Genomic DNA, 26,641 nt, shown 5'->3' with positions numbered 1-26,641 from the left:
AGCAGCCGCAGCGCGAGCAGGGCCGCCGCGAGCAGCAGCGGGGGTACCGGACCGCCGTCGAGCGGGCGGTCGCCGGCGGCCGCGCCGGTCAGCGCCAGGGCCGCCGCGGCGGCCGCACAGGCCTCCTCGGTGCTGCGCAGGCCGGCCCGGCCCGCCCAGGCGGAGGCGCCGCCGGCCCCGGCGGCGAGCAGCAGCACCCCGGTGCGGGCGGGACCCGCCCCGACCAGCGCCGGCCCGGCCACCCCGGCGGCCACCAGCAGCACCACGCCGACGGCCAGCAGCACCTGCGGCGGCCGCAGCCGGGCCGGCAGCGCCGGCACCGGCGCCTGCTCGGGGACCAGCGGCGGCCGACCGGGGTAGGGCAGGGGAGGCACGGGCGCAGACGCCATCGCCGTCCCCCTCCCCTCGGCCGCCGGGTCCCACGCTAGGGGCCCGGCGGCCGTCCGGCTCAGCGCATCTGGGCCACCCAGGCCACCGCCTCCCGTGCCTGCTGGCGGCGGCGCTCGTAGGTGGCACCGACGACGAGCAGCACCAGCCCCACGGTGGCGAGCGTGACCCAGCGCGGCACCAGCGGCGCGTAGGGGCCGAGCCGGCCGGCGACCACCAGCAGGAGCGTCCCCGCGCCGACGACGAACGGCGCCTGCCGGTGGGTGAGCGTCCCGGCCACGGTGAGCGCGGCCGCGGCGACGACCACTCCGGTCAGCCGGACCGCCGTCGGGTCGGCCACGACCACCACGGCCGAGGGCACCAGCGCCACGGCGAGCGCCGCGCCCTCCGCGGCCCACGACGGCGCGCCGGAGCGCAGCGCCGGGACGGCGAGCAGCAGCAGCCCGGCTGCCGCCGGCAGCGTGTAGACCTCCGGCGTCCGGATCTCCGCCCCGGCGGCCGCGATCCAGCCGGCGACCACCAGCTCGGCCACGGCCAGCGCCGCCACGAGCCGCTGCCGGGTCACCAGCGCGTAGACGCCGGCGGCCGCACCGGCGACGGCCAGGTCCACCGCCACGAGCCCGTGGGCCCCTGTCGGCCAGGTCAGCAGGCCGGCGACGAGGCCGGTGGCGCCGCCGACGGATGCCGCGGCGGCCTCCTCCGGCGAGGGCGCCCGCAGCGCGGCCACCCCGAAGGCGACCGCGGCGACTGCGGCGAGCAGCAGCCCGGCGGCCTCCGGCCGGAGCAGCGTGCCGGAGGCGAGCCCCCCGGCCACTCCGGGCGCGGCCAGGGCCGCGCCGGTGGCCACGGCCCGCAGCTCCGGGCGCAGCACCGCGGCCAGCGCCGCGGGCACGGTGGCGGCCAGGGCCAGCAGTGCCAGCAGGTCGGTCCGGCCGGCCTCGGCGACCACCCCGCCACCGGTGGCCACCAGGGCCGCCCCGGAGGTCAGCAGGGCGGCGAGGACGGCCGGCGCCGAGCGCACCGGCGCCGCGGCGGCCAGCAGCACCAGGCCGAGGCCTCCGGCCGCGACCGGACCGAGCACGCCGACACCGCTCAGCGAACCGCTCAGCGCCACCGCGGACAGTCCCGCGGCGACGGCCGCCACCAGCCGCGGGTCGGCCGGCCGGAGCTCCCGCAGCAGGGGCACCGCGACGGCGCCGGCCACCCCGAGCAGGACCGTGGCCGTCCACGACTGCACCGGGTCGAGCGACCACGCCAGCGCGAGCCCGCGCAGCGCCACGGCCACCGCCCAGAGCGCGGCCAGGCCGAGCGCCAGGGGGTGCAGCGACCGGCGCAGCAGGAGCACCACGAGGACGTCGGCGAGCGCCGTCCCGGCGACGACGGCGACACCCGCGACCCGGCCGTCCTGCCCGTCGGGCAGGAGCAGCAGCCCCACCGGCTGGGCGGCCAGCAGCGCCACCACCGGCCACGTGACCGTGCTGCGGGTCGACCGGCCCAGTCCCACGGCCACCAGGGCGACCAGCGTGCAGCTCAGGGCCGCCCACAGCCGCCCGGGGACGGCGTCAGCACCCCACAGCCTCAGCGCGTGGGCGGCGCCGAGGTCGACGGCGAGCAGCGCCGCGCCGGCGGCCGCCAGTGCCTCCTCGGTGGCCCGCAGGCCGCGGCGCGCGGTCCACGCCGACGCGCCCGCCGCCGCCGCGGTGACCGCGGCCATGACCGCCGCCTGGAAGGTCACCCCCAGGCGGGTCCAGGCCACCGCCACGAAGGCCAGCGACGCGGCCACCACGAGCAGCGCACCGAGACCGACGAGAACCTGCTGCGGGCTGACCCGCCGGCGCGGGACCGGGGCCGGCGCGGGCGGGGCCACCCGCGGGGCCGTCGGCGGGGGAGCGGGGACGGCCGGCGGGAGGGGCGGGGCCCACGCCGGTGGGCGCGGCGGCGCCGCCGGCGGTGAGGCCACGACCGGTGGGGAGGCCACGACCGGTGGGGAGGCCACGACCGGTGGGGAGGCCACGACCGGGCCGCCCACCGCCGCGGCGCGGAGGGTGGCGACCAGCGCGTCGCGCTCGCGGCGGAACTCGTCGATCGTCGCGCCCAGCCGGGCCACCACGGTGGCGGCCTGCGCGACGGCGGGCAGCCCGCACGTGCCGCACGGAGCGGGTGCCGGCGCGGCCGGCGTGCCGCAGACGGGACAGGGCGGTGCCCAGGTCGGCGTGCTCACGACCCGGATGGTGGCGCGCGACCGGCGCCGGCGGAACAGGTCTCCCTCCCCCTGTGGACACGCGGGGCTGCTGTGGACGTCACCCGCCAAACCGCTCGGGTTCCGCCGTCCGAGCGCCTACCCTGGGATCAGTGATCACGACGACCGGCCTCGAGCTCCGCGCCGGCGCCCGCATCCTCCTCGGCGACGTCACCCTGCGCGTGCAACCCGGTGACCGCATCGGCCTGGTCGGGCGCAACGGCGCCGGCAAGACGACCACGCTCACCACGCTGGCCGGTGAGCGGCTGCCGCACGCCGGCAAGGTGGAGGTGACCGGCGAGATCGGGTACCTCCCGCAGGACCCGCGCAGCGGCGACCTCGACATCACCGCCACCGACCGGGTGCTGTCCGGCCGCGGCCTCGACGTCCTCAAGGCCCAGCTCGTCAAGGCGCAGGTGGCCATGGCCGAGCCCGCCGACGACGCCGAGCGCGACCGCGCCGTCCGCCGGTACGGGCAGCTCGAGGACCAGTTCGCCGCGCTGGGCGGGTACGCCGCCGAGAGCGACGCCGCGCGCATCTGCACCGCGCTGGGCCTGCCCGACCGGGTCATGGGCCAGCCGCTGCGCACGCTGTCCGGCGGGCAGCGGCGGCGGGTGGAGCTGGCCCGCATCCTCTTCTCCGACGCCGAGACGCTGCTGCTCGACGAGCCGACCAACCACCTCGACGCCGACTCGATCACCTGGCTCAAGAGCTTCCTCGCCGCGCACAAGGGCGGGCTGGTGGTCATCAGCCACGACGTCGAGCTGCTCGCCGCCGTCGTCAACAAGGTGTGGCACCTCGACGCCAACCGGGCCACCGTCGACGTCTACAACCTCGGCTGGAAGGCCTACCTCGCCCAGCGGGAGACCGACGAGCGCCGGCGCAAGCAGGAGCGGGTCAACACCGAGCGCAAGATCGACGCGCTGACCGCCCAGGCGGACAAGATGCGGGCCAAGGCCACCAAGGCCAAGGCCGCCCAGAGCATGGACAAGCGGGCGCAGCGGCTGGCCGCCGGCCTGGACGAGGTCCGCGTCGCCGACCGGGTGGCCCGGCTGAGGTTCCCGACGCCGGCGGCCTGCGGGCGGACGCCGCTCACCGCGGAGGGCCTGTCGAAGAGCTACGGCTCGCTCGAGGTGTTCACCGACGTCGACCTGGCCGTCGACAGGGGCGCGCGGGTCGTCGTCCTCGGGCTCAACGGCGCCGGGAAGACGACGCTGCTGCGGATGCTCGCCGGCACCGAGCTGCCCGACACCGGCGAGGTGCGGCCCGGGCACGGCCTGCGGATCGGCTACTACGCCCAGGAGCACGAGACCCTCGACCACGACCGGTCGCTGCTGGAGAACATGCGCGCCGCCGCGCCGCAGAGCACCGACACCGAGCTGCGGCGCATCCTCGGGGCGTTCCTGTTCTCCGGCGACGCCGCCGACCAGCGCGCCGGCACCCTCTCCGGCGGGGAGAAGACGCGGCTGGCGATGGCCACCCTGGTCGTCTCCGGGGCCAACGTGCTGCTGCTCGACGAGCCGACCAACAACCTCGACCCCGCCAGCCGCGAGCAGGTGCTCGACGCGCTGCGCACCTACGCGGGTGCGATCGTGCTGGTCACCCACGACGAGGGCGCCGTGCGCGCGCTCGACCCCGACAAGGTCATCCTGCTGCCCGACGGCACCGAGGACGCCTGGAGCGAGGACCTCGCCGACCTGGTCGAGCTGGCGTAGTCACTGCGGTCCTTCCGGACCGCACCGCGGCCAGGTGCCCGGAAGGACCCCGGTGCCCCCCACGCCTCGCAGGCTCGGCGCGGGACCCTGCACCGGGGCCGATCGACGCGCGGAGCCCGGCCACGGCGTCTCCACCAGGACCCTCCGGGCCCGCGGTGGAGACGCCGTCCTGCGCGGGGCGGCTTCCATCCCGTACGCGCCACGTGCCGTCCCCTGTGCCCGGAGCCCCGCCAGCTGCGGCCGTCGCGGGGGCTCACCTGGGATTACTCCGTTCGCGTGGCCGAGGGGCCACCCCTGGGTGATCATCGACGCGGGAGTTCGCTGTCACGGGGACGGCGGCACCACGCGGACGAGCACCCGACGGGCCGGCGTCGACCGGCGCGGACGGCGGCGACGGAGGGGAGTCATGGCCGACTCGAGTACGGCGGACCTCGGCAAGGGCAAGCGCATCACGGGCGGGGACCGCACGTCCCTCGCCGACGAGCTGAAGAAGCGCTACGACGGCGGGGAGAGCATCCGCTCGCTGGCCACCTCGACCAACCGGTCCTACGGCTTCGTGCACCGGCTCCTGTCGGAGTCGGGTGCCACCCTGCGCAGCCGTGGCGGGGCGAACCGGAACAGCAAGAAGACCGCGTGACGGCGGCGGAGGTCGACGGCCGGGTCCGCACCACCCGCGACGGCGCCGTCCTCACCGTCACGCTCGACCGCCCCGACCAGCTCAACGCGCAGACGCCGGCCACCTGGTCGGCGCTGGCGGAGGTCGGCGCCTCCCTCGACGACGACGTCCGCGTGGTCGTCGTGCGGGGCGCCGGCCGCTCCTTCTCCGCGGGGCTCGACCGCAGCCTGTTCAGCACCGACCCGTCGACGCCCGGCGGGCTGGGCGAGCTGGGCGCCATGCCGGCCGAGCTCGCCCAGGAGCGCATCCGCTCCTACCAGGCGGGCTTCCGGTGGCTGCGCTCGCCCGGGATCGTGTCGGTCGCGGCGGTGCAGGGCCACGCGATCGGCGCCGGGGCGCAGCTCGCGCTGGCCTGCGACCTGCGGGTGCTCACCGAGGACGCCTCGCTGCGGCTGCCGGAGGCCGGCCTCGGCCTGGTGCCCGACCTGACCGGCACGAGCACGCTCACCGAGCTGGTGGGCTACTCGCGGGCGCTGGAGATCTGCCTGACCGGCCGGGCGGTGGGGGCGGCCGAGGCCCTCGCCACGGGCCTGGCCAACGCGGTGGTCCCGGCGGCCGGGCTCGACGGGGCGGTGGCCGGTCTGGTCGCCGCGATCACCGCCGCGCCGGTGGGGGCCAGCCGGGAGACCGCGGCGCTGGTGCGCTCCGCCGTCCGCAACGACCCGGAGGCCCAGGACGCGGCCGAGCGGGCCGCGCAGTCCCGGCGGCTGGCCGAGCTGGCCGGCACCTGAGCACGACGCCGGAACAGGGGACGGCCGGCGGTTGTTGTCGAGGCCGCCGGCTGTCCCCGTCGCCGGGGGAGGAGGTCGTGCCATGAGCGGTCCCATGGGTCCGATGACCTCCATGGCGGCGATGCGCTCGTTCCGCCGTGACCCGTCGGTCACCTCCCGCGAGCTGCCCGAGGGCACGGTGCGCCGGATCCTCGGCATCGCCCGGCCCTACCGCCGCGAGCTGACGCTCTTCCTCCTGCTGGTGGTCGGCTCGTCGGTCATCGGCGTCCTCACGCCGCTGCTGGCCGGTGACATCGTCAACCGCATCGCGCGGCTGGACGGGACCGCCGGTGGCGTCGTCCGCATCGCCCTGTTCATCGCCGGTCTCGCGGTGGTCGACGCGGCCATCTCGCTGGCCACCCGCTGGTACTCCGCGCGGATCGGCGAGGGCGTCATCTACGACCTGCGCGCCCGGGTGTTCGAGCACGTGCAGCGCATGCCGGTCGCGTTCTTCACCCGCACGCAGACCGGTGCGCTGGTGAGCCGGCTGAACAACGACGTCGTCGGCGCGCAGCAGGCGTTCACCTCGACGCTCTCGGGCGTGGTCTCCAACGTCATCGGCCTCGTCCTCACCGCCGGCGTCATGTTCACGCTGTCGTGGCAGATCACCCTGCTGTCGATCGTGCTGGTGCCGCTGTTCGTGCTGCCCGCCCGCCGCATCGGCAAGCGGCTGCAGGAGATCACCCGGGAGTCCTACGGCCTCAACGCCTCGATGAACGCGACGATGACCGAGCGGTTCAACGTCGCCGGCGCGCTGCTGGTCAAGCTGTTCGGCCGGCCCGACGTCGAGGCGCAGTCCTTCCGCGGGCGGGCCGCCCGGGTGCGCGACATCGGCGTGCTGTCGGCCATGTACGGCCGCACCTTCTTCACCGCCCTGACGCTGGTGGCCGCCCTCGCCACGGCGCTGGTGTACGGCCTGGGCGGGACGCTGGCGTTCGCCGGGTCGCTGTCGCCGGGCGACGTCGTGGCGCTGGCCCTGCTGCTGTCCCGGCTGTACGGGCCGCTGACCGCGCTGTCCAACGTCCGCGTCGACGTCATGAGCGCGATGGTCAGCTTCGACCGGGTCTTCGAGGTGCTCGACCTCCCGCCCATGATCGCCGAGGCGCCCGACGCGGTCCCGGTGCCCGCCGACGACCGCTCCGTGGAGTTCGACGCCGTCTCCTTCAGCTACCCGGCCGCCGCCGACGTCTCGCTGGCCTCCCTGGAGGACGTCTCGCTGCCCGAGCACGGCGGACCGACGGCGGTGCTGCACGACGTGAGCTTCCGCGTCGAGCCCGGGCAGATGGTGGCGCTCGTCGGGCACTCGGGGGCGGGCAAGTCCACGGTCGTCAACCTGGTGCCGCGGCTCTACGACGTCACCTCGGGTGCGGTGCGCGTGGGCGGGGTCGACGTCCGGCACGCCACGCTGGCCTCGCTGCGGGACGCGATCGGCGTCGTCAGCCAGGACGCGCACCTCTTCCACGACACCATCCGCGCCAACCTCCTCTACGCCCGGCCCGAGGCCACCGAGGAGGAGCTGTGGTCGGCGCTCACCGGCGCGCGGATCGCCGCGCTCATCGCCTCGCTGCCCGACGGGCTGGACACGGTGGTCGGCGACCGCGGCTACCGGCTCTCCGGGGGGGAGAAGCAGCGGCTGGCCATCGCGCGGGTGCTGCTCAAGGCGCCGGGCATCGTCATCCTCGACGAGGCGACCGCGCACCTCGACAGCGAGTCGGAGGTGGCCGTCCAGCACGCGCTCGACACCGCGCTCGCCGGCCGGACGTCGCTGGTCATCGCCCACCGGCTGTCGACCATCCGCAGCGCCGACCAGATCCTCGTGGTCGACGACGGTCGCATCGTGGAGTCGGGTACTCACAGCCAGTTGCTGGCGCTCGGACGGCGTTACGCCGACCTCTACCGCACCCAGTTCGCCGACGGCGAGCGTCGAACGGTCGGTGCGGCGTAGCAACTAGCGTTCCTGCTGCCCCAGCAGCACCAGGAGGAACTCCGTGACGTCCGCACACCCGCACGACACCTCGATCCGCGCGCTCTACGCCGCCTTCCTCGACGGCTGGAACCGGCGCAGCGGCGCGGCCGTGGCGTCCGGGTTCGCCGACGACGGGGACATGGTCGGCTACGACGGCACCCACCACCACGGCCGGCTGGCCATCGCCGCCGACTTCCGGCAGATCTTCGGCGGCCACCAGACGGCCACCTACGTGGCGGTGATCCGCAGCGTGCGGCCCGTGGCGCAGGGCGTCGCGGTCCTGCTGGCCCACGCCGGGATGATCCCGCCGGGGACCACCGACGTGGACCCGCGCTTCCACACGGTCCACACGCTGGTCGCCGTCGAGGAGGGCGGCCGCTGGCGGATCTCGCTGCTGCAGGCCACCCCCGCGGCGTGGCACCAGCACCCCGAGGCTCGCGAGGCGCTCACCTCCGAGCTGCGCGGCCTGCTCGCCACCGCCACCTGAGCCCACCGGGCCGCCACTGCCGGGGTTCCGCGTCCGTCGCCGGCGCTGCAGCACCGGCAGTGCGGCGCAGGATGCGGCGGGCTCAGCCCAGGGCGGCGTCGTAGCGGTCGAGGAGGACCGCGGCGACGCGCTCGTCGGGCAACAGGGGCGCGGTGACGACGTCGGCGCCGGCCTCGGCCAGCCTGCCGTGGAAGTGGCCGGGCGCGAGCAGGTAGGAGGCGACGACGACGCGCTCGGCACCCGCCTCGCGCGCCGCGGCGACGGCGTCGGTCACCGGCGGCTGCGCGGCCGAGCCGTAGCCGGTGGTCACCGGGCCCGCCCAGGAGCGCTGCAGCAGGTCGGCGGTGTCCTCGACGTCGGCGACCGAGCGTGGGTCGCTGGACCCGGCCGCGGCGAGCACCACGGCGGTCAGCGGGTCGCGCGGGTCGGCGCCGGCCTCGGTGAGCCGGTCGTGCAGCACCCCGGCCAGCCGCGGGTCGGGGCCCAGCGGGCGGGCGGCGACCGCGGAGTCGTGCGCGGCCACGGCGCCCGCGATGTCGACGTGCACGTGGTAGCCGCCCGACAGCAGCAGCGGCACGACGACGGCGGGCCGGCCCTCGGCGGCCAGTCCTGCGACGACGTCGACCACGGTGGGCGGCTGGACGTCGACGAAGGCGGCCGTCGTCACCAGGCCGGGGCGCAGCCGGCGGGCGGCCAGCGCCAGCTCGGCGACCAGCCGCCGTCCGGTGGGGTGGCGCGTGCCGTGGGCGCACGCGACGAGCACCGGTGCGCTCACGGCACGCGCAGCCTGCCGCCGTCGACGGCGACCATCGTGCCGGTGACGTAGGAGGCGGCGGGGGAGAGCAGGAAGGCCGCCACCCGGCCGAACTCCTCGGGCTGCCCGACCCGGCCCAGCGGGATGCCGGCCTCGGTGCGCGCGCGGGCGGCGGCGGGGTCGCCGGAGGCGGCCTCGATCTCGGTGACCCGGTCGGTGGCGATGGTGCCGGGCATCAGCCCGACCACCCGGATCCCGCGCGGGCCCAGTTCGTCGGAGAGGCCCTTGGCGGTCATGGCCAGGCCCGGGCGCAGCCCGTTGCTCACCGCCAGGCCCTCCAGCGGGGAGCGCACCGAGGTGGAGAGCACGAAGCCGATCGCGGCGCCCTCGCCCAGGTGCGGCACCAGCGCCCGGACCAGCCGCAGCGGGCCGAGCAGCACGCTGTCGACGCCGGCCCGCCAGGCCTCCTCCGGCGTCCCGAGCACCGTGCCCGTCGCGGGGCCGCCGACGCTGACCAGCAGGCCGTCGACCCGGCCGAGCCGCTCGAGCGCCGTCGACACCAGGGTCTCGGCGGCTCCCGGGTCGGCGAGGTCGGCCACCACCCCGGACGCGCCGTCGCCCAGCCCGGCGACGGCGGCGTCCACGGAGGCGGCGGACCGGGAGCTGACGAGGACCCGGGCCCCGTCAGCGACGAGGGCCCGGGCGGTCGCCAGGCCCAGCCCCCGGCTCGCGCCGGTGAGCAGGTACCCGCGACCGCCCAGGCCCAGGTCCACGCGGGTCAGCCCTGCCGCAGCGAGCGCAGGACGTACTGCATGATCCCGCCGTTGCGGTAGTAGTTCGCCTCACCGGGGGTGTCGATCCGGACGCGGGCGTCGAACTCGGTCGTCCGACCGTCCGATGCCTGGGCCTGCACCTCCACCGTGCGCGGGGTCTCGCCGTCGTTCAGCGCGGTGATCCCGGTGATGGTGAACTCCTCGTCGCCGGTCAGGCCGAGGGAGTCGCGGTCCTGGCCCTCGGGGAACTGCAGCGGCAGCACGCCCATGCCGATGAGGTTGGAGCGGTGGATCCGCTCGTAGCTCTCGGCGATGACCGCCTTGACGCCGAGCAGCGCCGTCCCCTTGGCCGCCCAGTCGCGCGACGAGCCCGAGCCGTACTCCTTGCCGGCCAGGACGACCAGCGGGACGCCGGCCTCGGCGTAGGCGACGGAGGCGTCGTAGATCGTCGTCGTCTCGCCGGTGAGGTGGTTCTTGGTGACGCCGCCCTCGGTGCCCGGCACCAGCTGGTTGCGCAGCCGGATGTTGGCGAACGTGCCGCGGATCATCACCTCGTGGTTCCCGCGCCGGGAGCCGTAGGAGTTGAAGTCGCGACGCTGTACGCCGTGCTCGGACAGGTACCTCCCGGCCGGGCTGTCGGCCTTGATCGACCCGGCGGGGGAGATGTGGTCGGTGGTCACCGAGTCACCGAGCACCGCCAGCGTCCGGGCGCCGGTGATGTCCTGCACCGGGGCCGGTGCGTCCTGCATGCCCTCGAAGTACGGGGGCTTGCGGACGTAGGTGCTCTGCGGGTCCCACTCGAAGGTGTCGCCGGTGGGGGTGGGCAGGGCCTGCCACTGCTCGGTGCCGGCGAAGACGTCGGCGTAGTCGTTGCTGAACATCTCCGCCGAGACGGCCTCGTCGATGACCCTCTGCACCTCGTGCGGCGAGGGCCAGATGTCGTGCAGGAAGACGTCGTTGCCGTCGGAGTCCTGGCCCAGCGGGTCGTTGTTGAGGTCGACGTCCATCGACCCGGCCAGCGCGTAGGCGATGACCAGCGGCGGGGACGCCAGGTAGTTCATCTTGACGTCGGGGTTGATCCGGCCCTCGAAGTTGCGGTTGCCCGAGAGCACCGAGACGACGGCGAGGTCGGCCTCGTTGACCGCCTTGCTGACCGGCTCCGGCAGCGGGCCGGAGTTCCCGATGCAGGTGGTGCAGCCGTAGCCGACCAGGTAGAAGCCGAGCTTCTCCAGGTACGGGGTGAGCTGCGCCTTCTCGTAGTAGTCGGTGACGACCTTGGACCCGGGGGCCAGCGTCGTCTTCACCCACGGCTTGGTGCTCAGGCCGCGCTCGACGGCGTTCTTGGCCAGCAGCGCCGCGCCGATCATGACCGACGGGTTGGACGTGTTGGTGCACGAGGTGATGGCGGCGATCACGACGGAGCCGTGGTCGACGGTCGTCTCGGTGCCGTCCTCCATGACCACGCGGGTCGGCTTCGAGGGCCGCCCGGTGACCGGGTCGTCCTCGTAGTGGTGCGGCTGCCCGGCCTCGCCGTTGCCGCCCTCGCTGCCGGGGGCCGAGGTGGCCGGGTCGGAGGCCGGGAAGGACTCCGCCGAGGCCTCGTCGACGCGGGACTCGACGCCGTAGGGCTGGGTGTTCTGCGGGACGCCGGGCTTGCGGTCGTCGCCGCCGGTCTCGTCGGCGGACACGTAGTCGGCCAGCGCGGCGCGGAAGGCCTGCTTGGCGTCGGTGATGGCGACCCGGTCCTGCGGCCGCTTGGGGCCGGCGATCGAGGGCACGACCGTGGACAGGTCGAGCTCGAGGTACTCGGAGAACGCCGGCTCACGCGACGGGTCGTGCCAGAGGCCCTGCTCCTTGGCGTAGGCCTCGACGAGCGCGACCTGCTCGGCGGAGCGGCCGGTCAGCCGCAGGTAGTCGATCGTCTCGCCGTCGATGGGGAACATCGCCGCGGTGGAGCCGAACTCCGGGCTCATGTTGCCGATCGTGGCGCGGTTGGCCAGCGGGACGGCGGACACGCCCTCGCCGTAGAACTCGACGAACTTCCCGACGACGCCGTGCTTGCGCAGCATCTCGGTGATGGTGAGGACCAGGTCGGTGGCGGTGGAGCCGTCGGGCAGCTCGCCGGTCAGCTTGAAGCCGACCACGCGCGGGATGAGCATCGACACCGGCTGGCCCAGCATGGCCGCCTCGGCCTCGATGCCGCCGACGCCCCAGCCGAGCACGCCCAGGCCGTTGACCATGGTGGTGTGGCTGTCGGTGCCCACGCAGGTGTCGGGGTAGGCGACGACGCGGTCACCCTCCTGCCGCGGGAAGACCACGCGGGCCAGGTGCTCGATGTTGACCTGGTGGACGATGCCGGTGCCCGGGGGGACGACCTTGAAGTCGTCGAAGGCGCCCTGGCCCCAGCGGAGGAACTGGTAGCGCTCGCCGTTGCGCTCGTACTCGATCTCGACGTTGCGCTCGAAGCTCTCCGGGGTGCCGAACACGTCGGCGATCACGGAGTGGTCGATGACCAGCTCGGCGGGGGCGAGCGGGTTGATCCGGTTCGGGTCGCCGCCCAGGTCGGCCATGGCCTCGCGCATGGTGGCCAGGTCGACGATGCAGGGGACGCCGGTGAAGTCCTGCATGACCACGCGGGCCGGGGTGAACTGGATCTCCTGGTCGGGCTCGGCCGACGGGTCCCAGTTCGCGATCGCGCGGATGTGGTCGGCGGTGATGTCCGCGCCGTCCTCGGTGCGCAGCAGGTTCTCGAGCAGGACCTTCAGGCTGAAGGGGAGCTTGCCGGAGCCCTCGACCGCGTCGAGCCGGTAGATGTCGTAGTCGGTGCCGTCGACGCTGAGCGTCGACCGGGCCCCGAAGCTGTCCTTGCTGGCTGCCACTGCTTGCGCCTCACCCTCGAGTGTCCATCGGGCTTGAATGCCACCCTCCATCATCCCAGGCCACGTGGGCGGGGCGCTGGGAAGGCGACCCTTCCCCTCCCTGGTGAGCTGCGTCTCACCGTCCCGAGACGGTGCCGCGCCACTCCGTGGCACACGGTTGGATGGCGCCGACCCGGGTAACGCCGGACGGGTGTCCATCGGCCCCCGCCTCACGGTGGTCGGCGGCGCCGAGGGTGCGGGCGGCCCGGACCGCGTCGTGACCGGTCGCTACCGACTCGCCGTGGCGCTCGGCCGCGGCGGGATGGGAACGGTCTGGCGCGCCGAGGACCTGATGCTCGGGCGCGACGTCGCCGTCAAGGAGCTGACCTTCCCGCCCGGCGCCACGGCCGCCGAGCGCGAGGTGCTGCGCGAGCGCATGCGGCGGGAGGCGCGGGCCGCCGCGCAGCTCGACCACCCGGGCCTGGTGACCGTCCACGACGTCGTCGAGGACGGCGCGACCACCTACCTGGTGCTGCAGTACGTCCCGGCGCGGACCCTCACCGAGGTCGTCGAGCAGGACGGGCCGCTCTCGCCGCAGGAGACCGCGCGGCTGGGGCTGGCCCTGCTCGAGGCGCTCGGGGCTGCGCACGAGCGCGGCATCGTCCACCGCGACGTCAAGCCGTCCAACGTGCTGGTCACGGGCCGGGACGGCGCCTCCGGCCGGGTGCTGCTCACCGACTTCGGCATCGCCTCCGTGCCGGGACAGGACGGCCTGACCGCGACCGGGATGCTGGTCGGCTCACCCGGCTACATGTCCCCGGAGCGGGCACGAGGCGGGGACGCCGGCCCCGCCTCGGACCTGTGGTCGCTCGGCGCGACGCTGTTCACCGCGGTGGAGGGCCGGCCACCCTTCGAGGGGCCCGACGCCGTCACCACGCTGGCCAGGGTGGTGTTCGGCGAGCACGCCCCCTACCGCCGCGCCGGCCCGCTCCCGCCCGTGCTCGAGGGGCTGCTCGACCGTGACCCGACGGCTCGCACCACCGCTGCGGCCGCGGAGCGCGCGCTGGCCGCGGTCGCCGCGACGCCGGAGCGGACGGAGGCCGAGGCCGCGTCCCCGCCGCCCGGCGCGGTGGCCCCGGACGCTCCCGCTCGCACCGCCCTGCTGCACCGGGAGGCGGACCTCCCCACCGGGGCGGGCGGCACGTCGACCGACGGCCTGCGCGTCGTCGTCGCACCCCGGCGGGCCGGAGGACGCCGGGCCCGGCGGCTGGCGGCGGCCGGTCTGGTGGTCGTGGCCGTCGTCGGCGCACTGCTCGCCCTCGTGCTGACCAGGACGGGCAGCACCCCGACCGGCGCCGCCCCGGCCGACGCGGATCCCCCGGCCGCCGTCCTGCCGGCCCTGCCCGCGGACGCCGACACGCCGGACGAGCAGCTGGACGCGACCGTCACCGCGGTCGAGGAGGCGCTCGCCTCGGACCCCGGCTCGGTGGGCACCGTCGCCGATCAGCTCGTCACGGGACTCCGGGAGGTGCAGCAGCGGGACGGGCCCGCCCGGCGCTGGGCCGCGCTCTTCGCCTCGGACGCGACGGCGGCCGCCGCGACGGAGGGGACGCTGGCGCCCGCCGTCGCCGACCGGGTCCGGCAGGTGCTCGCGGAGGTGGCCCGGCCCGACCGGCTGGTGGACCTCGTGGAGACGGTCGGCCACGACCGGCAGACCCTCGGGCCGGCCGGGCCGCGGCTGTTCGACGCGCTGGTGGCACTCGACCACGACGTGCCGGCGGACCAGACCGCCGACCGCGCCGCCGCCCTCGTCACCGACGTGACCGACGCGGCAGCGGCCGGGGAGATCGGCGGGACCCTGCGCGACGTGGCGCTGCCGCTGCTGCGGGAGCTCGCCGACCCCCGCCCCCAGCAGGCGCTGCGGGCCCTCCTCGACGACGTCGAGCGCGACCCGGGCCAGGTCGGGCCCGCCGCCGACGAGGTGCTGGTCTCGCTGCGGGCGGCCGCCGAGCTCCCGGTCTTCGAGCAGGGCGCCGAGGTGGGCGGGCTGCTGGCGCTGCTCCGCGACCAGGGCCGGGTCACCGCGGCCTTCCGCGACGAGGCCGTGCCGGTGCTGACCCCGCTGGTGCGCTGACCGGCCGGGGCTCCCTACCGTGGGGAGCGTGACCGGTGCCGTCCCCGACCCGCTGCCGGACTGGCTGAGCGGCGCCCGGCGGGTCACCGTGCTCACCGGCGCCGGCATCTCGACCGACAGCGGCATCCCCGACTACCGCGGCCCCAACGGCGTCTGGACCCGCGACCCGGACGCCGAGAAGCTCGTCACGCTGTCCTACTACCTGGCCGACCCGGAGATCCGGCGCAAGGCGTGGCGGGTGCGGGCCGACGTCCGCGCGGCCGACGTCGCCCCCAACGCCGGTCACCGCGCGCTGGTCGACCTCGAGCGGCAGGGCCGGCTGCGGGCGCTGCTCACCCAGAACGTCGACGGGCTGCACCAGGCGGCCGGTTCCTCGCCGGAGCACGTGCTCGAGCTGCACGGCACCGTGCACGCCGTCGAGTGCCTCTCCTGCGGCGACCGGACGTCGATGGACGACGCGCTGGCGCGGATCGACGCCGGCGATCCCGACCCGGCCTGCCTGGTGTGCGGCGGGATCCTCAAGTCGGCGACGGTCAGCTTCGGACAGGCCCTCGACGAGCGGGTGCTCGACGCCGCCGCGCAGGCCGCCGCCGACTGCGACGTCCTGCTCGCCGTCGGCACCTCGCTGGTCGTCTACCCGGTCGCCGGGCTGGTGGAGGTCGCCGCCGCGCACGGCGCCCGGGTGGTCATCGTCAACGCCGAGCCGACGCCGTTCGACGGGCTGGCCGACCTCGTCGTCCGCGAGCCGATCTCGACGGCGCTGCCGCGGCTGGTGGGAGCGGGGTGAGCCGGGCGGAGCTGGAGCGGCGCTACCGCGAGCTGGTGCTGGGCGAGCTGCCCCGGCGGGCGCGGGCGGGCCGCTGGGTGGTCACCAACGACCACTGCTTCGGCCGGATCGTGCTCGACCACGCCGTGTCCGGGCGCTGGTACGACCACCTCGACCGGCGCCGCTCGCCGGCGTTCGCCCAGCTCACCGACGAGCAGCTCGCCGGGGCGGTGGCGCTGGCCGAGCGGGTGCTCGCCGAGGGGGACCCGCTGCTGCGCGAGCTGGACGCGCGGAGCCTCGCCTGGCGCGGGAAGCCGCCGAAGCGGTGACGCTGGCCGTCGTCCACCTGGCGCTGACGGCGGCCTACGCCGGCTTCCAGTGGACGGTGCGCGGGCTGGTGTACCCGCAGTTCGCGCAGGTCCCGCGGACGGCGTTCGCCGGCTACGAGCGGGCGCACCAGCGGCGGGTCAGCCGGGTGGTCGGGCCGCTGTTCGCCGGGCAGGGGGTCACCACGCTGTGGCTGCTGCTGGCCCGCCCCGACGGCGTCCCGCTGCTCCCGGTGCTCGCCGGCGCGGGGTGCCTGGCCGTCGTCCTCGGGGTCACCGGACTGCTGGCGGTGCCGCTGCACCGGCGGCTGGACGCCGGGTTCGACGACGACGCGTTCCGCGCGCTGCTGCGGGTGGACACCGTGCGGGTGCTCGCCGCCACCGCGGGCACCCTCGCCGCCGGGTGGCTGGTCCTCGGCTGAGCGCGTCCTCCCTCACCGCAGAGCGTCCTGCCGCACCGCCCGCCGTCGGGCAGGACGCTGCACGATCAGGTGACCCGATCCCGGCGGACACCGCTAGCGTGAGGTGGACCACGTCGAGCGGCTGACCGGGCGGGCCGGCCAGCCTGGCAACCGGGAGCCCGGCATGCGCGTCCCCCTGACCACCCGCGACTTCCTCGACCGCGCCGAGCTCGTCTACGGCGACCGCATCGGCATCGTCGACGAACCGAACCAGCCCGCCCCCTCGCTGGGGGAGGTTCCCTACCGCGAGGTGGCCCGCCGCGGCCGCGCGCTGCAGGCCGGCCTCGACGCGCTGGGGGTGGGGGAGGGCGAGCGGGTCGCGATCGTCAGCCACAACGCCGCCCGGCTGCTCGAGGTGCTGCTCGCCGTCCCGTCCTCGGGACGGGTGGCGGTGCCGGTCAACTTCCGGCTCAACCCGGAGGAGGTCTCCTACATCGTCGGCCACAGCGGCGCGCGCGTGCTGCTGGTCGACCCGGAGCTGGAGACCTCCCTGAAGGGCGTGCAGGCCGAGCACCGCTTCGGCACCGGCGAGGAGTACGAGCAGCTGCTCGCCTTCGACACCGAGCCGCGGCCGTGGAGCGAGCCCGACGAGGACGCCACCGCCACGATCAACTACACCAGCGGGACGACGGCCCGGCCCAAGGGCGTGCAGATGACCCACCGCAACGAGTGGGTCAACGCGGTCACCTTCGCCATGCACATGCAGCTCGGCGACCGTGACGTCTACATGCACACGCTGCCGATGTTCCACTGCAACGGCTGGGGCCTGCCGTTCAGCGCGGCCGGCGTCGGGGCCCGCCAGGTCGTGATCCGCAAGATCGACGGCGCGGAGATCCTGCGGCGGGTCGAGCAGCACGGCGTGACCGTGATGGCCGGGGCGCCGGCGGTGTGGAACGCCGTCCTCGACGCCGCGTCCGACTGGGACGGCGAGGTGCCCGGGCGCGACCGGGTGCGGATCATCGTGGCCGGCGCCCCGCCGCCCTCGCGCACCATCGCCCGCGTCGAGGCCGAGCTGGGCTGGGAGTTCAACCAGATCTACGGCCTCACCGAGACCGCGCCGCTGGTCACCATCAACCGGCCGCGCGCGGAGTACGACGACCTCGACCCGGAGGAGCGCGCCAGGCGGCTGTCGCGGGCCGGCGTCCCGGCGCTGGGCACCCGGCTGCAGGTCAGCGGGTCCGGCGAGGCCCTGGTGCGCAGCAACACGGTGCTGGCCGGCTACTGGGACAACCCCGACGCGAGCGCCGAGGCGCTCGAGGGCGGCTGGTTCCACACCGGGGACGGCGGCAGCCTCGACGAGGGCGGCTACCTCACCATCTCCGACCGCAAGAAGGACGTGATCATCACCGGCGGGGAGAACGTGTCCTCCATCGAGGTGGAGGACGCCGTCTTCAGCCACCCCGCCGTCGCCGAGGTCGCCGTCATCGGCATCCCGGACGAGAAGTGGGGCGAGCTGGTCACCGCGCTGGTCGTGCTCGCCGAGGGGCAGAGCGCCACCGAGGAGGAGATCATCGCCCACTGCAAGGCCCGGCTGGCCGGCTACAAGGCCCCCAAGCGGGTCGAGTTCCGCGACGAGCTGGCCCGCACCGCCACCGGCAAGATCCAGAAGTTCAAGCTCCGCGAGGCCTTCTGGCAGCCCGGCGAGCGCCAGGTCCACTAGGACCCCCCTGGCCCCTCCGCGGGGGTGAGCCCGGCTCACCCCTGCGGGGGAGGCGGCCTCAACCCTCCCGCGCAGGGGGTCGATCCCGGTCCGGGAGGCGCCCACGCCGGGTGCCCGGGGAGCACGTGCGGCCGGCACCGGCCGGCCGCACCGGGAGGGGCCGGACGTGGGCACGCGAGCGCGCACTCGACACCGACAGGGCCGCCTGGCCGCCCGCGCGGCCGGGACGGTCCTCGCCGCCGTGGTCGGGCTGGGCCTGGCTCCCGGCGTGGCCTCGGCCGCGCCCAGCGACGACGAGATCGCCGCCGCCGAGGCCGCCCGCGACGACGCCGCGGCGCAGGTCGGCGTGCTCAGCGCGCAGCTGGCCGAGGCCGAGGCCGCCGCGGCGACCGCGCACCAGAACGCGCAGATCGCGCTGCAGGACTACGAGGAGACGCAGGCCGCCGCCGACGCCGCCCGCGAGGCCGCCGACGCCGCCGCGGCCGCTGCGACGCAGGCGGAGGCCGACCTCGGCACCGGTCGCTCGCAGGTGGCCGCCTTCGCCCGAGACAGCTACGTGCGCGGCAGCACCGCACCGGGCGCGGCCGCGCTGCTCAGCGCCGACGGGCCCGCGCAGCTGGTCGAGCGCGCCGCGCTGCTCGAGGCCGCCGGCACCCACCGGGTCGACGTCGTCGGCGAGCTGACCGTCCTGCAGGCGCAGGCCGCCGCCGCCCACGACGAGGCCGACGCGGCGTCCACGCGGGCGGAGTCGCTGCAGGCCGAGGCCGCGGCCGGCCTCGCCGGCGCGCAGGCCCAGGAGATCTCGGCGCGGGAGCAGACCGCCGCGCTCGCCGAGCAGCGCGACGCCGTGGCCGCGCAGGCCGCCGCCGCCGAGCAGCAGGTCGCCGGTATGGAGCAGGAGCAGGCCGCCGCCGAGGCCGCCGCCGCGGCCGCGGCCCGGGCGGCCGCCGCCCGGGCGAGCGCCGCCCCGGCGGCTGCCTCGTCCGCGCCGGCCCCCGCGGCCGCACCCGCACCCGCGCCGGCCCCGGCGCCGTCGCCCGGCTCGGGTGGCTCCTCGGCGCCGGCGCCGGCGCCCGCCCCGGTCCCCAGGACCCCGCCGTCCGACCCCACCCCGCCGTCGGTCACCACGGCCGGCGCGCCGACGACCTCGGCCGTGGAGACCGCGACCACCGCCGCGCTGTCGCAGCGCGGCCTGCCCTACAGCTGGGGCGGTGGCGGCAGCAACGGCCCCAGCTACGGCATCCCGCCGGACACCGGCGTCTACGGCTTCGACTGCTCGGGGCTGACCCAGTACGCCTACGCGCGGGCCGGCATCCAGATCGGCGGCACCAGCCGCGACCAGTGGTGGCGCTTCCGCGGGTCGACCGTCGCCCGCGCCGACCTGCGCGCCGGTGACCTGGTCTTCTGGGGCTCGGGCAGCTCGTACACGTCGATCTACCACGTCGCGCTCTACCTCGGCGACGGCAAGGTGGTGCACGCCCCGCAGAGCGGCGACGTGGTCAAGGTGACGTCGATGTGGTTCGGCAGCGACTACTTCGGAGCGGTCCGGCCGGCCGCGTGAGCCGCCCGCGCACGGGGGCGGACCGGGGGAGTGGGGCGTCGGGCAGCCACGGGGGGAGCTGCCCGACGCGACGCCCACGCTAGCAGCCGGAGCACCCCGGACGCAGCGTCCGGCGCACGGCTCGCCGATCGATCGTGGATCCCCGCGGAGTGCCCCGGGACGGCGCCCGGCGCGGCGTCCCGCACGGCGGACGTCCCCCCAGGTCGTGGTGGGACACTGGCCGGGGGGACGGGCAGCGAGCTCGCTCCCGGCCTCCCCGTGGACCGACGGAGGGCCACGGACCGGCACGACAGGGAGCCCCGTGACCAGCGCTGCCAGCACCCCGCTCGAGAAGACCGCCGGTTCCTCCGCGGTGGGCTCCGGGGCTCCCGTCCCGCCGTCGGCGGACGCCGCCCGGCTGGAGCGGGCGCTGTTCGAGATCAAGCGCGTGATCGTCGGCCAGGACCGCCTGGTCGAGCGGATGCTGGTCGCCCTGCTGGCCCGCGGCCACGTGCTCCTCGAGGGCGTGCCCGGGGTGGCCAAGACCCTCGCGGTCGAGACGCTGGCGCGGGTCGTCGGCGGGAGGTTCGCCCGCCTGCAGTTCACCCCCGACCTGGTGCCCGCCGACATCCTCGGCACCCGCATCTACAAGGCCGGCCAGGACGCCTTCGACACCGAGCTCGGCCCGGTGTTCGCCAACTTCGTGCTCACCGACGAGATCAACCGCGCCCCGGCGAAGGTGCAGTCGGCGCTGCTGGAGGTCATGGCCGAGCGGCAGGTGTCCATCGGCGGGGTCACCCACCCGCTGCCCGACCCGTTCCTGGTGCTGGCCACCCAGAACCCCATCGAGTCCGAGGGCGTCTACCCGCTGCCCGAGGCCCAGCGCGACCGCTTCCTCATGAAGGTGCTCGTCGACTACCCGAGCCCGGAGGAGGAGCGCGAGATCATCTACCGGATGGGCTCGACGCCGCCGGTGGCCGAGACCGTGCTGGGCCCCGAGGACCTGCGCCGCATGCAGCGCACCGCCTCGCAGGTGTTCGTGCACCACGCGCTCGTCGACTACGTCGTCCGGCTGGTCGTGGCCACCCGTCAGCCGCGCGAGCACGGCATGGACGACGTCGCCTCCTGGGTGTCCTACGGCGCCAGCCCCCGCGCCTCGCTCGGCCTGATCGCCGCCGGCCGCGCCCTGGCGCTGGTCCGCGGCCGCGACTACGTGCTCCCGCAGGACGTCCTCGACGTCACCGCCGACGTGCTGCGCCACCGGCTGGTGCTCTCCTACGACGCGCTGGCCGACGGCGTACCGGCCGACCACGTGGTCAGGCGGATCCTGCAGACCGTGCCGCTGCCGCAGGTCACCCCGCGCCAGCGCGCCGGCGGCTACGGGCCCGCGGCGCCGGGCGGCCCCGCCGTCCCGCCGCCCGGGGCGCCGCAGTACGGCCCGCCGCAGTACGGCCCGCCGCAGGGCGCGCCCTACGGCCCGGGCTTCCCCCCGCCGGCCGTGCCCAACGGCCAGCCCGCCCCGCAGCAGCCGCCGTCGGCGCAGAACGGCCAGCACGGTGTCCAGCCCGGTGGCCAGCCCGCCGGCAACGGGCACGTCCCCGGCAACCCCCAGGCGTGAGCTGGCGTCGCGGCCGGTCCCGCGCGTCCGCGGACCCGGCACCCCCGGCGGGCGGCGGCGGGCCGGCGACGCCGACGGCGACCGCGGCCACCCCGGGCTCGGGCGTCGACCCCGGCGCCGGGGACGATCCTGCCCTCACGCCCGGGTCCGGCGAGGCGCCGCCGCACTTCGGCGAGGGCCCCGCCGACGTCCTGCTGCAGCGCCTGGAGCTGACGGTGCGGCGGCGCCTCGACGGGTTGCTGCAGGGCGACCACCTGGGCCTGGTGCCCGGCTCGGGCTCCGAGGCCGGCGACTCGCGCACCTACCACCCCGGCGACGACGTCCGGCGGATGGACTGGCCGGTGACCGCGCGCACCCAGGTGCCGCACGTCCGCGAGACCGTCGCCGACCGGGAGCTGGAGACCTGGGCGGTGGTCGACCTGTCGGCCAGCCTGGACTTCGGCACCGGGCTGTGCGACAAGCGCGACCTGGCGATCGCCGGGCTGGCCGCCGTCAGCCACCTCACGGTGCGCGGCGGCAACCGGCTGGGCGCCGTCGTCACCACCGGCGAGCGGGTCGACCGCTACCCGGCGCAGGCCGGCCGGCTGGCCGCCGACCGGCTGCTGCGCGCCGTGGTCGCCACCCCGCGTGCCACCAGCGGACGGCGCGGCGACCTCGCCGCGGCGCTGGAGACGCTGCGCCGCCCGCCGCGCCGCCGCGGACTGGTCGTGGTGGTGAGCGACTTCCTCGGCGACACCGACTGGGAGCGCCCGCTGCGCGGCCTGGGCGCCCGGCACGAGCTGCTGGCCATCGAGGTCGTCGACCCGCGCGAGCTGGAGCTGCCCGACGTCGGCCTGCTCACCGTCGTCGACCCCGAGAGCGGGCAGACCCTCGAGGTGCCCACCGGCGACGCGGAGTTCCGCGCCCGGTTCGCCGCGGGCGCGGCCGAGCAGCGCCGCGCCGTCGCCGCGGGACTGCGCCGCGCCGGTGCCGGGCACCTGCAGCTGCGCACCGACCGCGACTGGCTGATGGACGTCGTGCGGTTCGTCGCCGACCGGCGGCGCGCCGGCAGCGGCGGGGCGTCGCGGTGAGCGCCCCCACCCGCCGTAGCAGAGAGGCCCGCCCGTGAGTTTCCAGTCACCGCTGTGGCTGACCGCGATCGTCCCCGTGCTCGCGCTGGCGGCGCTGTACGTGGTCAAGCAGCTGCGGCGGAAGGTGTACGCGGCGCGCTTCTCGCAGACCGGGCTGGCGCAGAGCCTGCTGCCCAGGCGGGCCGGCTGGGTGCGGCACGTGGCGTTCGGCCTGACGCTGGCCGCGCTGTTCGGGCTGGTGCTCTCCCTGGCCCAGCCGAGCACCGAGGTGCGGGTGCCGCGCGAGACCGCCACCGTCGTCCTGGCGCTGGACGTCTCGCTGTCGATGCAGGCCGAGGACATCGACCCGAGCCGGTTCGAGGCGATGAAGGACGCCGCCACCGACTTCGTCGAGATCCTGCCGCCGCGGATCAACCTGGGGCTGGTGTCGTTCTCCGGCACCGCCTCGACGCTGGTGGCGCCGACCACCGACCGCGAGCAGGTCAGCGGCGCGATCGCCAACCTGGAGCTGTCGGAGGCCACCGCCATCGGCGAGGCGGTCTTCACCTCGCTGACCACGATCAGCACCTTCCAGTCCTCGCTGGACGTGGCCGAGGAGGAGGAGCTGCCGCCGGCGCGGATCCTGCTGCTCTCCGACGGCTACAACACCGTGGGCCGGGAGAACACCCAGGCGATCGCCGCGGCGCAGGGGGCCGGTGTCGAGGTGTCGACCATCGCCTTCGGCACCGACTACGGCTCCATCGAGATCGGCGGCGAGGTGACGCCGGTGCCCATCGACCGCGACGCGCTGCGGCAGATCGCCGAGGAGACCGGCGGGCAGTACAACGAGGCCCGCACCCGCGCCGAGCTGGAGGCCGTCTACGACGACCTGGGCAGCCAGATCGGCTACACCACCGAGCCGCAGGACGTCTCGTACTGGTTCGTGCGGGTGGCCACCCTGCTGCTCGCCTGCGGGCTGGGCCTGGCCGCCTGGCGCCTGCAGCGCCTCTTCTAGAAGGACCTCCCTGCCCCCCACCACTCGCAGGCTCGCGGTGGGCCCCTGCAGGGAGGCCGCCCACCTCACAGGAAGGGGGTCCACCCGGTGGCCGTGGACCTGCCGGCGCTGGTGGCCGACCTGGCCGCCGAGTCCGCCGACCTCGACCGGGTGCTCGCCGCGCTGGACGGCGCGGCGTGGGCCACGCCCACCCCGGCCGCCGGCTGGGACGTCGCCGACCAGGTCGCCCACCTCGCCTGGTTCGACGAGGCGGCCACCCGCGCGGCGGTCGACCCCGCCGGCTTCCGGGCCGAGGCCGACGCGCTGACGGCGCACGGGGAGGGGTTCGTCGACGTGCTCGCCGCCGCCCACCGCGGCCGCGCACCGGCGGACCTGCTGGCCTGGTGGCGCGCCGCGCGAAGGGAGTACCTGCGGGTCCTCGGCGGCCTGGACCCCGCGACGTCGCTGCCCTGGTACGGCCCGCCGATGAGCGCCGCCTCCTCGGGGACCGCCCGGCTGATGGAGACCTGGGCGCACGGCCAGGACGTCGTCGACGCGGTGGGGGCCACCCGGGAGCCCACGGACCGGCTGCGCCACGTCGCCCACCTCGGCGTCGCCACGCGGGGCTGGAGCTCCCGGGTGCACGGCGAGGAGCCCCCGGACGGGCCCGTCCGGGTGGAGCTGGCCGTACCCGGCGGCGGCACGTGGACCTGGGGGCCGGCCGACGCCGCCGACCGGGTCACCGGGCCGGCGCTGGACTTCTGCCTGCTGGTCACCCAGCGCCGGCACCGCGCCGACCTGGCACTGCGCGCCACCGGCCCGGCCGCCGACCACTGGCTCGACGTCGCCCAGGCGTTCGCCGGACCGCCGGGCGCGGGGCGGCAGCCGTCGTCCCCGGCCGGTCCGTAGCCACACACGACGGCGCCGCCCGGGGGACCTCGTCGTCCCCCGGCGGCCCCGGGCTCGTGGGTGCCGGCTAGACCGTGAAGCCGCGCTGGCGGCGGACCAGCTTCTTCACCATGAACACCGTCTGCAGGATGGTCAGCAGGTACAGCGCCGGCCAGCCGATCGACAGGATCGCCGACTGCACGCCGATGCTCTGCTGGCTCCAGGCGAAGATCAGCACGGCGAAGGTGACGACGGCGCACACGGCCGGCATGACGTAGGCCGACCCGCGACCCCGCTCGGCCGCCGCCTGGGCCGCCCAGTTGTCCTTCTCCACCCGCGCGAAGAACTGCACCCACGCGGTCACGAAGTGGCCCATGCGGACCCACATGTAGAGCTCGGCGGGGGCGACCAGCAGCGCGTAGAAGATGTCGACCGCGCTCTTGTCGTGCATCGACAGGGCGATGCGCAGGTTGAGCAGCGTCGCGACCGCCGGCGGGATCAGCCAGATCGGGTTGAACACGAACGCGTCGATCGACAGCGCCGCGGCCAGCAGCAGCAGGAAGCCCATCCGCGCGCTGATGTTGAACAGCATCGCGATGTTCTCGTACCAGCGCAGCCGCAGGTTGGGGTGCAGCGGCTGGCCCTTGGTGTCGCCGCGCTGGCCGGGCCAGAGCAGGTCGATGCCGCCGAAGTTCCACTTCACCTGCTGGCCGTGCAGCGCGCGCAGCGTGGTCATCGGACCGACGAACGCCCGCGCCCGGGCGCTGATCTTGGTGTTGAAGCCGGCGTCCTTGATCTGCAGCGAGAGCTTGGAGTCCTCGACCTCCGAGTCGCGCACCCAGGGCGCGGACTGGTGGTGGCGGTACATGACGGCCTCGAGCGCGCGGACGCTGAAGAGGCTGCACTGCCCGCCGAGGACGGCCATGTTCCGGCCGCGGACGAGGTTGTCCATGTTGAACCCGGCGAACTGGGCGCGCTGGCCGGCCACCAGGAACCGCGCCATCGCGCCGTGCACCCGGCCCTTGTCGAAGGTGTAGATGGCCGAGAGCCCGCCGATGCGCGGGTCGGTGACCATCTCCTTCTCCATCCACTCGACGCAGCGCCGGTCGAGGGTGGTGTCGCCGTCGACGCCGAGGATGTAGTCGTAGCCGCGGCTGACGAAGTAGCCGAAGTTCAGCGCGCCGACCTTCTTGTCGGGGTTGTCGCCGATGTCGTGCACGTGGACGACGGTCGTGTAGGTCTCGCCCTTGACCACGCGGCTGTGCTCGCCGGCGTACTGCCCGGCGATCTCCGGGGTGTCGTCGTCGGTGTTGTTGATGACGACGTGGATCGCGTCCGGCGGCCGGGTCTGCGACAGCAGCGAGGTGAGGACGTCGGCGATCGTCGACTCCTCGTTGTAGGCCGGGATGATGCAGCTGATCGTGGCGTGCCGCTGCGCGTCGCGGACCGCGGGACCGCCGAACTCCTCGGGCACCAGGGAGCTGATGTCGGGGATCTCCTGGCCGCCCCGGGCCAGGAGGTGCACGCGGTCGGTGGAGCGCCGCATGCCGGGGACGACGAGCTGGGTCACGAGTGGTCCTCCTGGAGGAGCGGGAGCTGGAGAGTGTCGAGGACGGTCTGGCGGAACCAGCGCTCCGAGCCGGGCTCGGTCTCGACCAGCAGGTCGAACTGGACCTCGAGGGTCAGTGCCTCGGCGGTCGGGGCGGCGCCGGGCAGGGTGAGCGCGGTCGAGTAGCTGTAGGGCGGCATGAGGGCGAACTCGCCGCGGTCCTCGGCGGCCAGCGCCCGGGTGGTGCCGTCGTCGACGGTGACGGCGAAGCGGGTGACCAGGACCTCGTTGTCCTCGTCGCCGCCCTCCACGTGGGCGGCCAGCTGGACGGTCTTGTCGTCCTCGGCCGTCCAGGTGGCCGCCTGCCCGGTGGTCCAGTAGTCGATGACCACGGTGCGGTCCCCGGCGGACAGGGCGTGGGTGAGTGCGCCGGTGTCGAGGTCGCCGGCCGGGCGGGCCGGCGTGGTGGGCGCGGCCGGGACGGTCGCGGTGGCCGGGGCGGCTTCGGTGCGGACGGCGGCCTGGGTGCTCGCGGCCCGGGTCGGGGCGGCGGCCTCCTCCCGGGCGGTGAGGTCCGGGCTCATGCTGACGTCGGGCAGCTGGCAGCCGGTCAGCAGCGCCGCCGACAGTGCGAGTGCTGCGGCTCCGGCGGCGCGGGCGCGGAGCACGGGTGTACCTGGAGGCACGGGTTCCCCCTCGTGAGGCGATCGGGTGACCGCAGGGGACCGGCTCCGTTGCCCACGCCCGGCTGCGACGGGGTGAAACGTAGATCGGACGGGTGCGTCCACATCAGCCCCTGCACCCCGTACGGGGGAGGGCCGTGACCCACCCGGACGGGCGACGCCGGGCCGGCGGATCAGGCGGCCGGGGCCAGGTGGCGCGGGACGCTGATCTCGGTGCCGTCGGGTCGCCAGGTGCGCCACCGACCATCCGGTCGTCGTTCGACGCGGAAGCCGTGGTGGACCTTGGTGTGGTGCCGCTCGCACAGCAGCGCCGAGTTCGCCAGGTTGGTCTCGCCGCCGTCGAGCCAG

21 protein-coding genes and 1 pseudogene are annotated in these 26,641 nt (G+C 75.7%); 15 read left to right on the top strand and 7 right to left on the bottom strand.

Annotated elements, in window-relative coordinates; genetic code table 11:
- Positions 1–448: 448 nt before the first annotated feature.
- Complete coding sequence (locus BMZ33_RS13060; protein ID WP_091111098.1) at positions 449–2,608, bottom strand: SCO7613 C-terminal domain-containing membrane protein; 2,160 nt, start codon at positions 2,606–2,608, stop codon at positions 449–451.
- 131 nt (positions 2,609–2,739) lie between these two features.
- Between BMZ33_RS13060 and BMZ33_RS13055 the strand changes: the two genes are divergently transcribed.
- The 5 genes from BMZ33_RS13055 (at position 2,740) to BMZ33_RS13035 (ending at position 8,240) form a co-directional block, all read left to right on the top strand.
- Positions 2,740–4,341 (top strand): ABC-F family ATP-binding cassette domain-containing protein, encoded by a 1,602-nt coding sequence (locus BMZ33_RS13055; RefSeq protein ID WP_091111096.1) that lies wholly within the window; start codon positions 2,740–2,742, stop codon positions 4,339–4,341.
- Between the two features lie 406 nt (positions 4,342–4,747).
- On the top strand, positions 4,748–4,978 hold the full coding sequence (locus tag BMZ33_RS13050) for a helix-turn-helix domain-containing protein (RefSeq protein ID WP_073420258.1): 231 nt from the start codon (positions 4,748–4,750) through the stop codon (positions 4,976–4,978).
- Complete coding sequence (locus tag BMZ33_RS13045; protein WP_091111093.1) at positions 4,975–5,748, top strand: enoyl-CoA hydratase/isomerase family protein; 774 nt, start codon at positions 4,975–4,977, stop codon at positions 5,746–5,748. The genes BMZ33_RS13050 and BMZ33_RS13045 overlap by 4 nt, the downstream gene beginning before the upstream one ends.
- Positions 5,749–5,830: 82 nt before the next feature.
- Complete coding sequence (locus tag BMZ33_RS13040; protein ID WP_169064276.1) at positions 5,831–7,732, top strand: ABC transporter ATP-binding protein; 1,902 nt, start codon at positions 5,831–5,833, stop codon at positions 7,730–7,732.
- 43 nt (positions 7,733–7,775) lie between these two features.
- Entirely contained in the window at positions 7,776–8,240 is a 465-nt protein-coding gene (locus BMZ33_RS13035) for an SgcJ/EcaC family oxidoreductase (protein WP_091111088.1), read from the top strand.
- An 82-nt stretch (positions 8,241–8,322) separates the two neighbouring features.
- Here BMZ33_RS13035 and BMZ33_RS13030 read toward each other — a convergent pair whose 3' ends face one another.
- The 3 genes from BMZ33_RS13030 to BMZ33_RS13020 are packed head-to-tail and all read right to left on the bottom strand — an operon-like array spanning position 8,323 to position 12,646.
- Positions 8,323–9,015: a sirohydrochlorin chelatase gene (locus tag BMZ33_RS13030; RefSeq protein WP_169064275.1), complete on the bottom strand. Its 693-nt coding sequence runs from the start codon at positions 9,013–9,015 to the stop codon at positions 8,323–8,325.
- A complete protein-coding gene (locus tag BMZ33_RS13025) occupies positions 9,012–9,767 on the bottom strand; it encodes an SDR family oxidoreductase (protein WP_091111085.1) in 756 nt (251 codons plus the stop codon). Before BMZ33_RS13025 ends, BMZ33_RS13030 begins: the two co-directional genes overlap by 4 nt.
- Positions 9,768–9,772: 5 nt before the next feature.
- Complete coding sequence (locus BMZ33_RS13020; protein WP_169064274.1) at positions 9,773–12,646, bottom strand: aconitate hydratase; 2,874 nt, start codon at positions 12,644–12,646, stop codon at positions 9,773–9,775.
- A gap of 190 nt (positions 12,647–12,836) precedes the next feature.
- On the opposite strand from BMZ33_RS13020, the gene BMZ33_RS13015 reads away from it, so the two are divergent.
- The 10 genes from BMZ33_RS13015 to BMZ33_RS12970 all read left to right on the top strand — a co-directional run bounded on the left by BMZ33_RS13015 (position 12,837) and on the right by BMZ33_RS12970 (position 24,082).
- Positions 12,837–14,759, top strand: coding sequence for a serine/threonine-protein kinase (locus tag BMZ33_RS13015; RefSeq protein WP_169064273.1), 1,923 nt, complete (start codon positions 12,837–12,839; stop codon positions 14,757–14,759).
- Between the two features lie 28 nt (positions 14,760–14,787).
- Positions 14,788–15,546: an SIR2 family NAD-dependent protein deacylase gene (locus BMZ33_RS13010; RefSeq protein WP_091111078.1), complete on the top strand. Its 759-nt coding sequence runs from the start codon at positions 14,788–14,790 to the stop codon at positions 15,544–15,546.
- A complete protein-coding gene (locus BMZ33_RS13005) occupies positions 15,543–15,854 on the top strand; it encodes a hypothetical protein (RefSeq protein ID WP_091111075.1) in 312 nt (103 codons plus the stop codon). The genes BMZ33_RS13010 and BMZ33_RS13005 overlap by 4 nt, the downstream gene beginning before the upstream one ends.
- Positions 15,851–16,273 (top strand): DUF1772 domain-containing protein, encoded by a 423-nt coding sequence (locus BMZ33_RS13000; RefSeq protein ID WP_091111073.1) that lies wholly within the window; start codon positions 15,851–15,853, stop codon positions 16,271–16,273. Before BMZ33_RS13005 ends, BMZ33_RS13000 begins: the two co-directional genes overlap by 4 nt.
- 103 nt (positions 16,274–16,376) lie before the next feature.
- The gene (locus BMZ33_RS12995) at positions 16,377–17,972 is read left to right on the top strand and encodes an AMP-binding protein (protein WP_169064272.1); all 1,596 of its coding nucleotides are present in this window, start codon (positions 16,377–16,379) and stop codon (positions 17,970–17,972) included.
- Positions 17,973–18,138: 166 nt separating this feature from the next.
- Positions 18,139–19,533: a C40 family peptidase gene (locus BMZ33_RS12990; RefSeq protein WP_169064271.1), complete on the top strand. Its 1,395-nt coding sequence runs from the start codon at positions 18,139–18,141 to the stop codon at positions 19,531–19,533.
- Positions 19,534–19,834: 301 nt separating this feature from the next.
- Complete coding sequence (locus tag BMZ33_RS12985; RefSeq protein ID WP_169064270.1) at positions 19,835–21,130, top strand: AAA family ATPase; 1,296 nt, start codon at positions 19,835–19,837, stop codon at positions 21,128–21,130.
- A complete protein-coding gene (locus tag BMZ33_RS12980) occupies positions 21,127–22,200 on the top strand; it encodes a DUF58 domain-containing protein (protein WP_169064269.1) in 1,074 nt (357 codons plus the stop codon). The genes BMZ33_RS12985 and BMZ33_RS12980 overlap by 4 nt, the downstream gene beginning before the upstream one ends.
- A gap of 34 nt (positions 22,201–22,234) precedes the next feature.
- Positions 22,235–23,194 (top strand): VWA domain-containing protein, encoded by a 960-nt coding sequence (locus BMZ33_RS12975; RefSeq protein ID WP_091111070.1) that lies wholly within the window; start codon positions 22,235–22,237, stop codon positions 23,192–23,194.
- Positions 23,195–23,281: 87 nt separating this feature from the next.
- Entirely contained in the window at positions 23,282–24,082 is an 801-nt protein-coding gene (locus BMZ33_RS12970; protein ID WP_091111067.1) for a TIGR03084 family metal-binding protein, read from the top strand.
- Between the two features lie 67 nt (positions 24,083–24,149).
- Here the strand turns inward: BMZ33_RS12970 and BMZ33_RS12965 are convergent, their stop codons facing one another.
- From BMZ33_RS12965 to BMZ33_RS24125, 3 genes and pseudogenes are all read right to left on the bottom strand, one after another.
- Positions 24,150–25,631, bottom strand: a complete 1,482-nt coding sequence (locus BMZ33_RS12965) for a glycosyltransferase family 2 protein (protein ID WP_091111065.1) — start codon at positions 25,629–25,631, stop codon at positions 24,150–24,152.
- A complete protein-coding gene (locus tag BMZ33_RS12960) occupies positions 25,628–26,278 on the bottom strand; it encodes a hypothetical protein (protein ID WP_091111062.1) in 651 nt (216 codons plus the stop codon). Before BMZ33_RS12960 ends, BMZ33_RS12965 begins: the two co-directional genes overlap by 4 nt.
- Before the next feature lie 188 nt (positions 26,279–26,466).
- Positions 26,467–26,641 (bottom strand): annotated as a pseudogene (locus BMZ33_RS24125) (endonuclease); the annotation flags it as partial.

It is taken from the genome of Geodermatophilus dictyosporus (genome assembly GCF_900115505.1).
Lineage (GTDB): Bacteria > Actinomycetota > Actinomycetes > Mycobacteriales > Geodermatophilaceae > Geodermatophilus > Geodermatophilus dictyosporus.
The sequence above is the reverse complement of the archived record's forward strand: the minus strand, read 5'-3'. Positions and strand labels throughout refer to the sequence as shown.

What these genes read in the sequence shown, in the direction of transcription:
- BMZ33_RS13050 (WP_073420258.1), top strand. Translation starts at nt 4,748, where the DNA reads ATGGCCGACTCGAGTACGGCGGACCTCGGCAAGGGCAAGCGCATCACG.
- BMZ33_RS13040 (WP_169064276.1), top strand. Translation starts at nt 5,831, where the DNA reads ATGAGCGGTCCCATGGGTCCGATGACCTCCATGGCGGCGATGCGCTCG.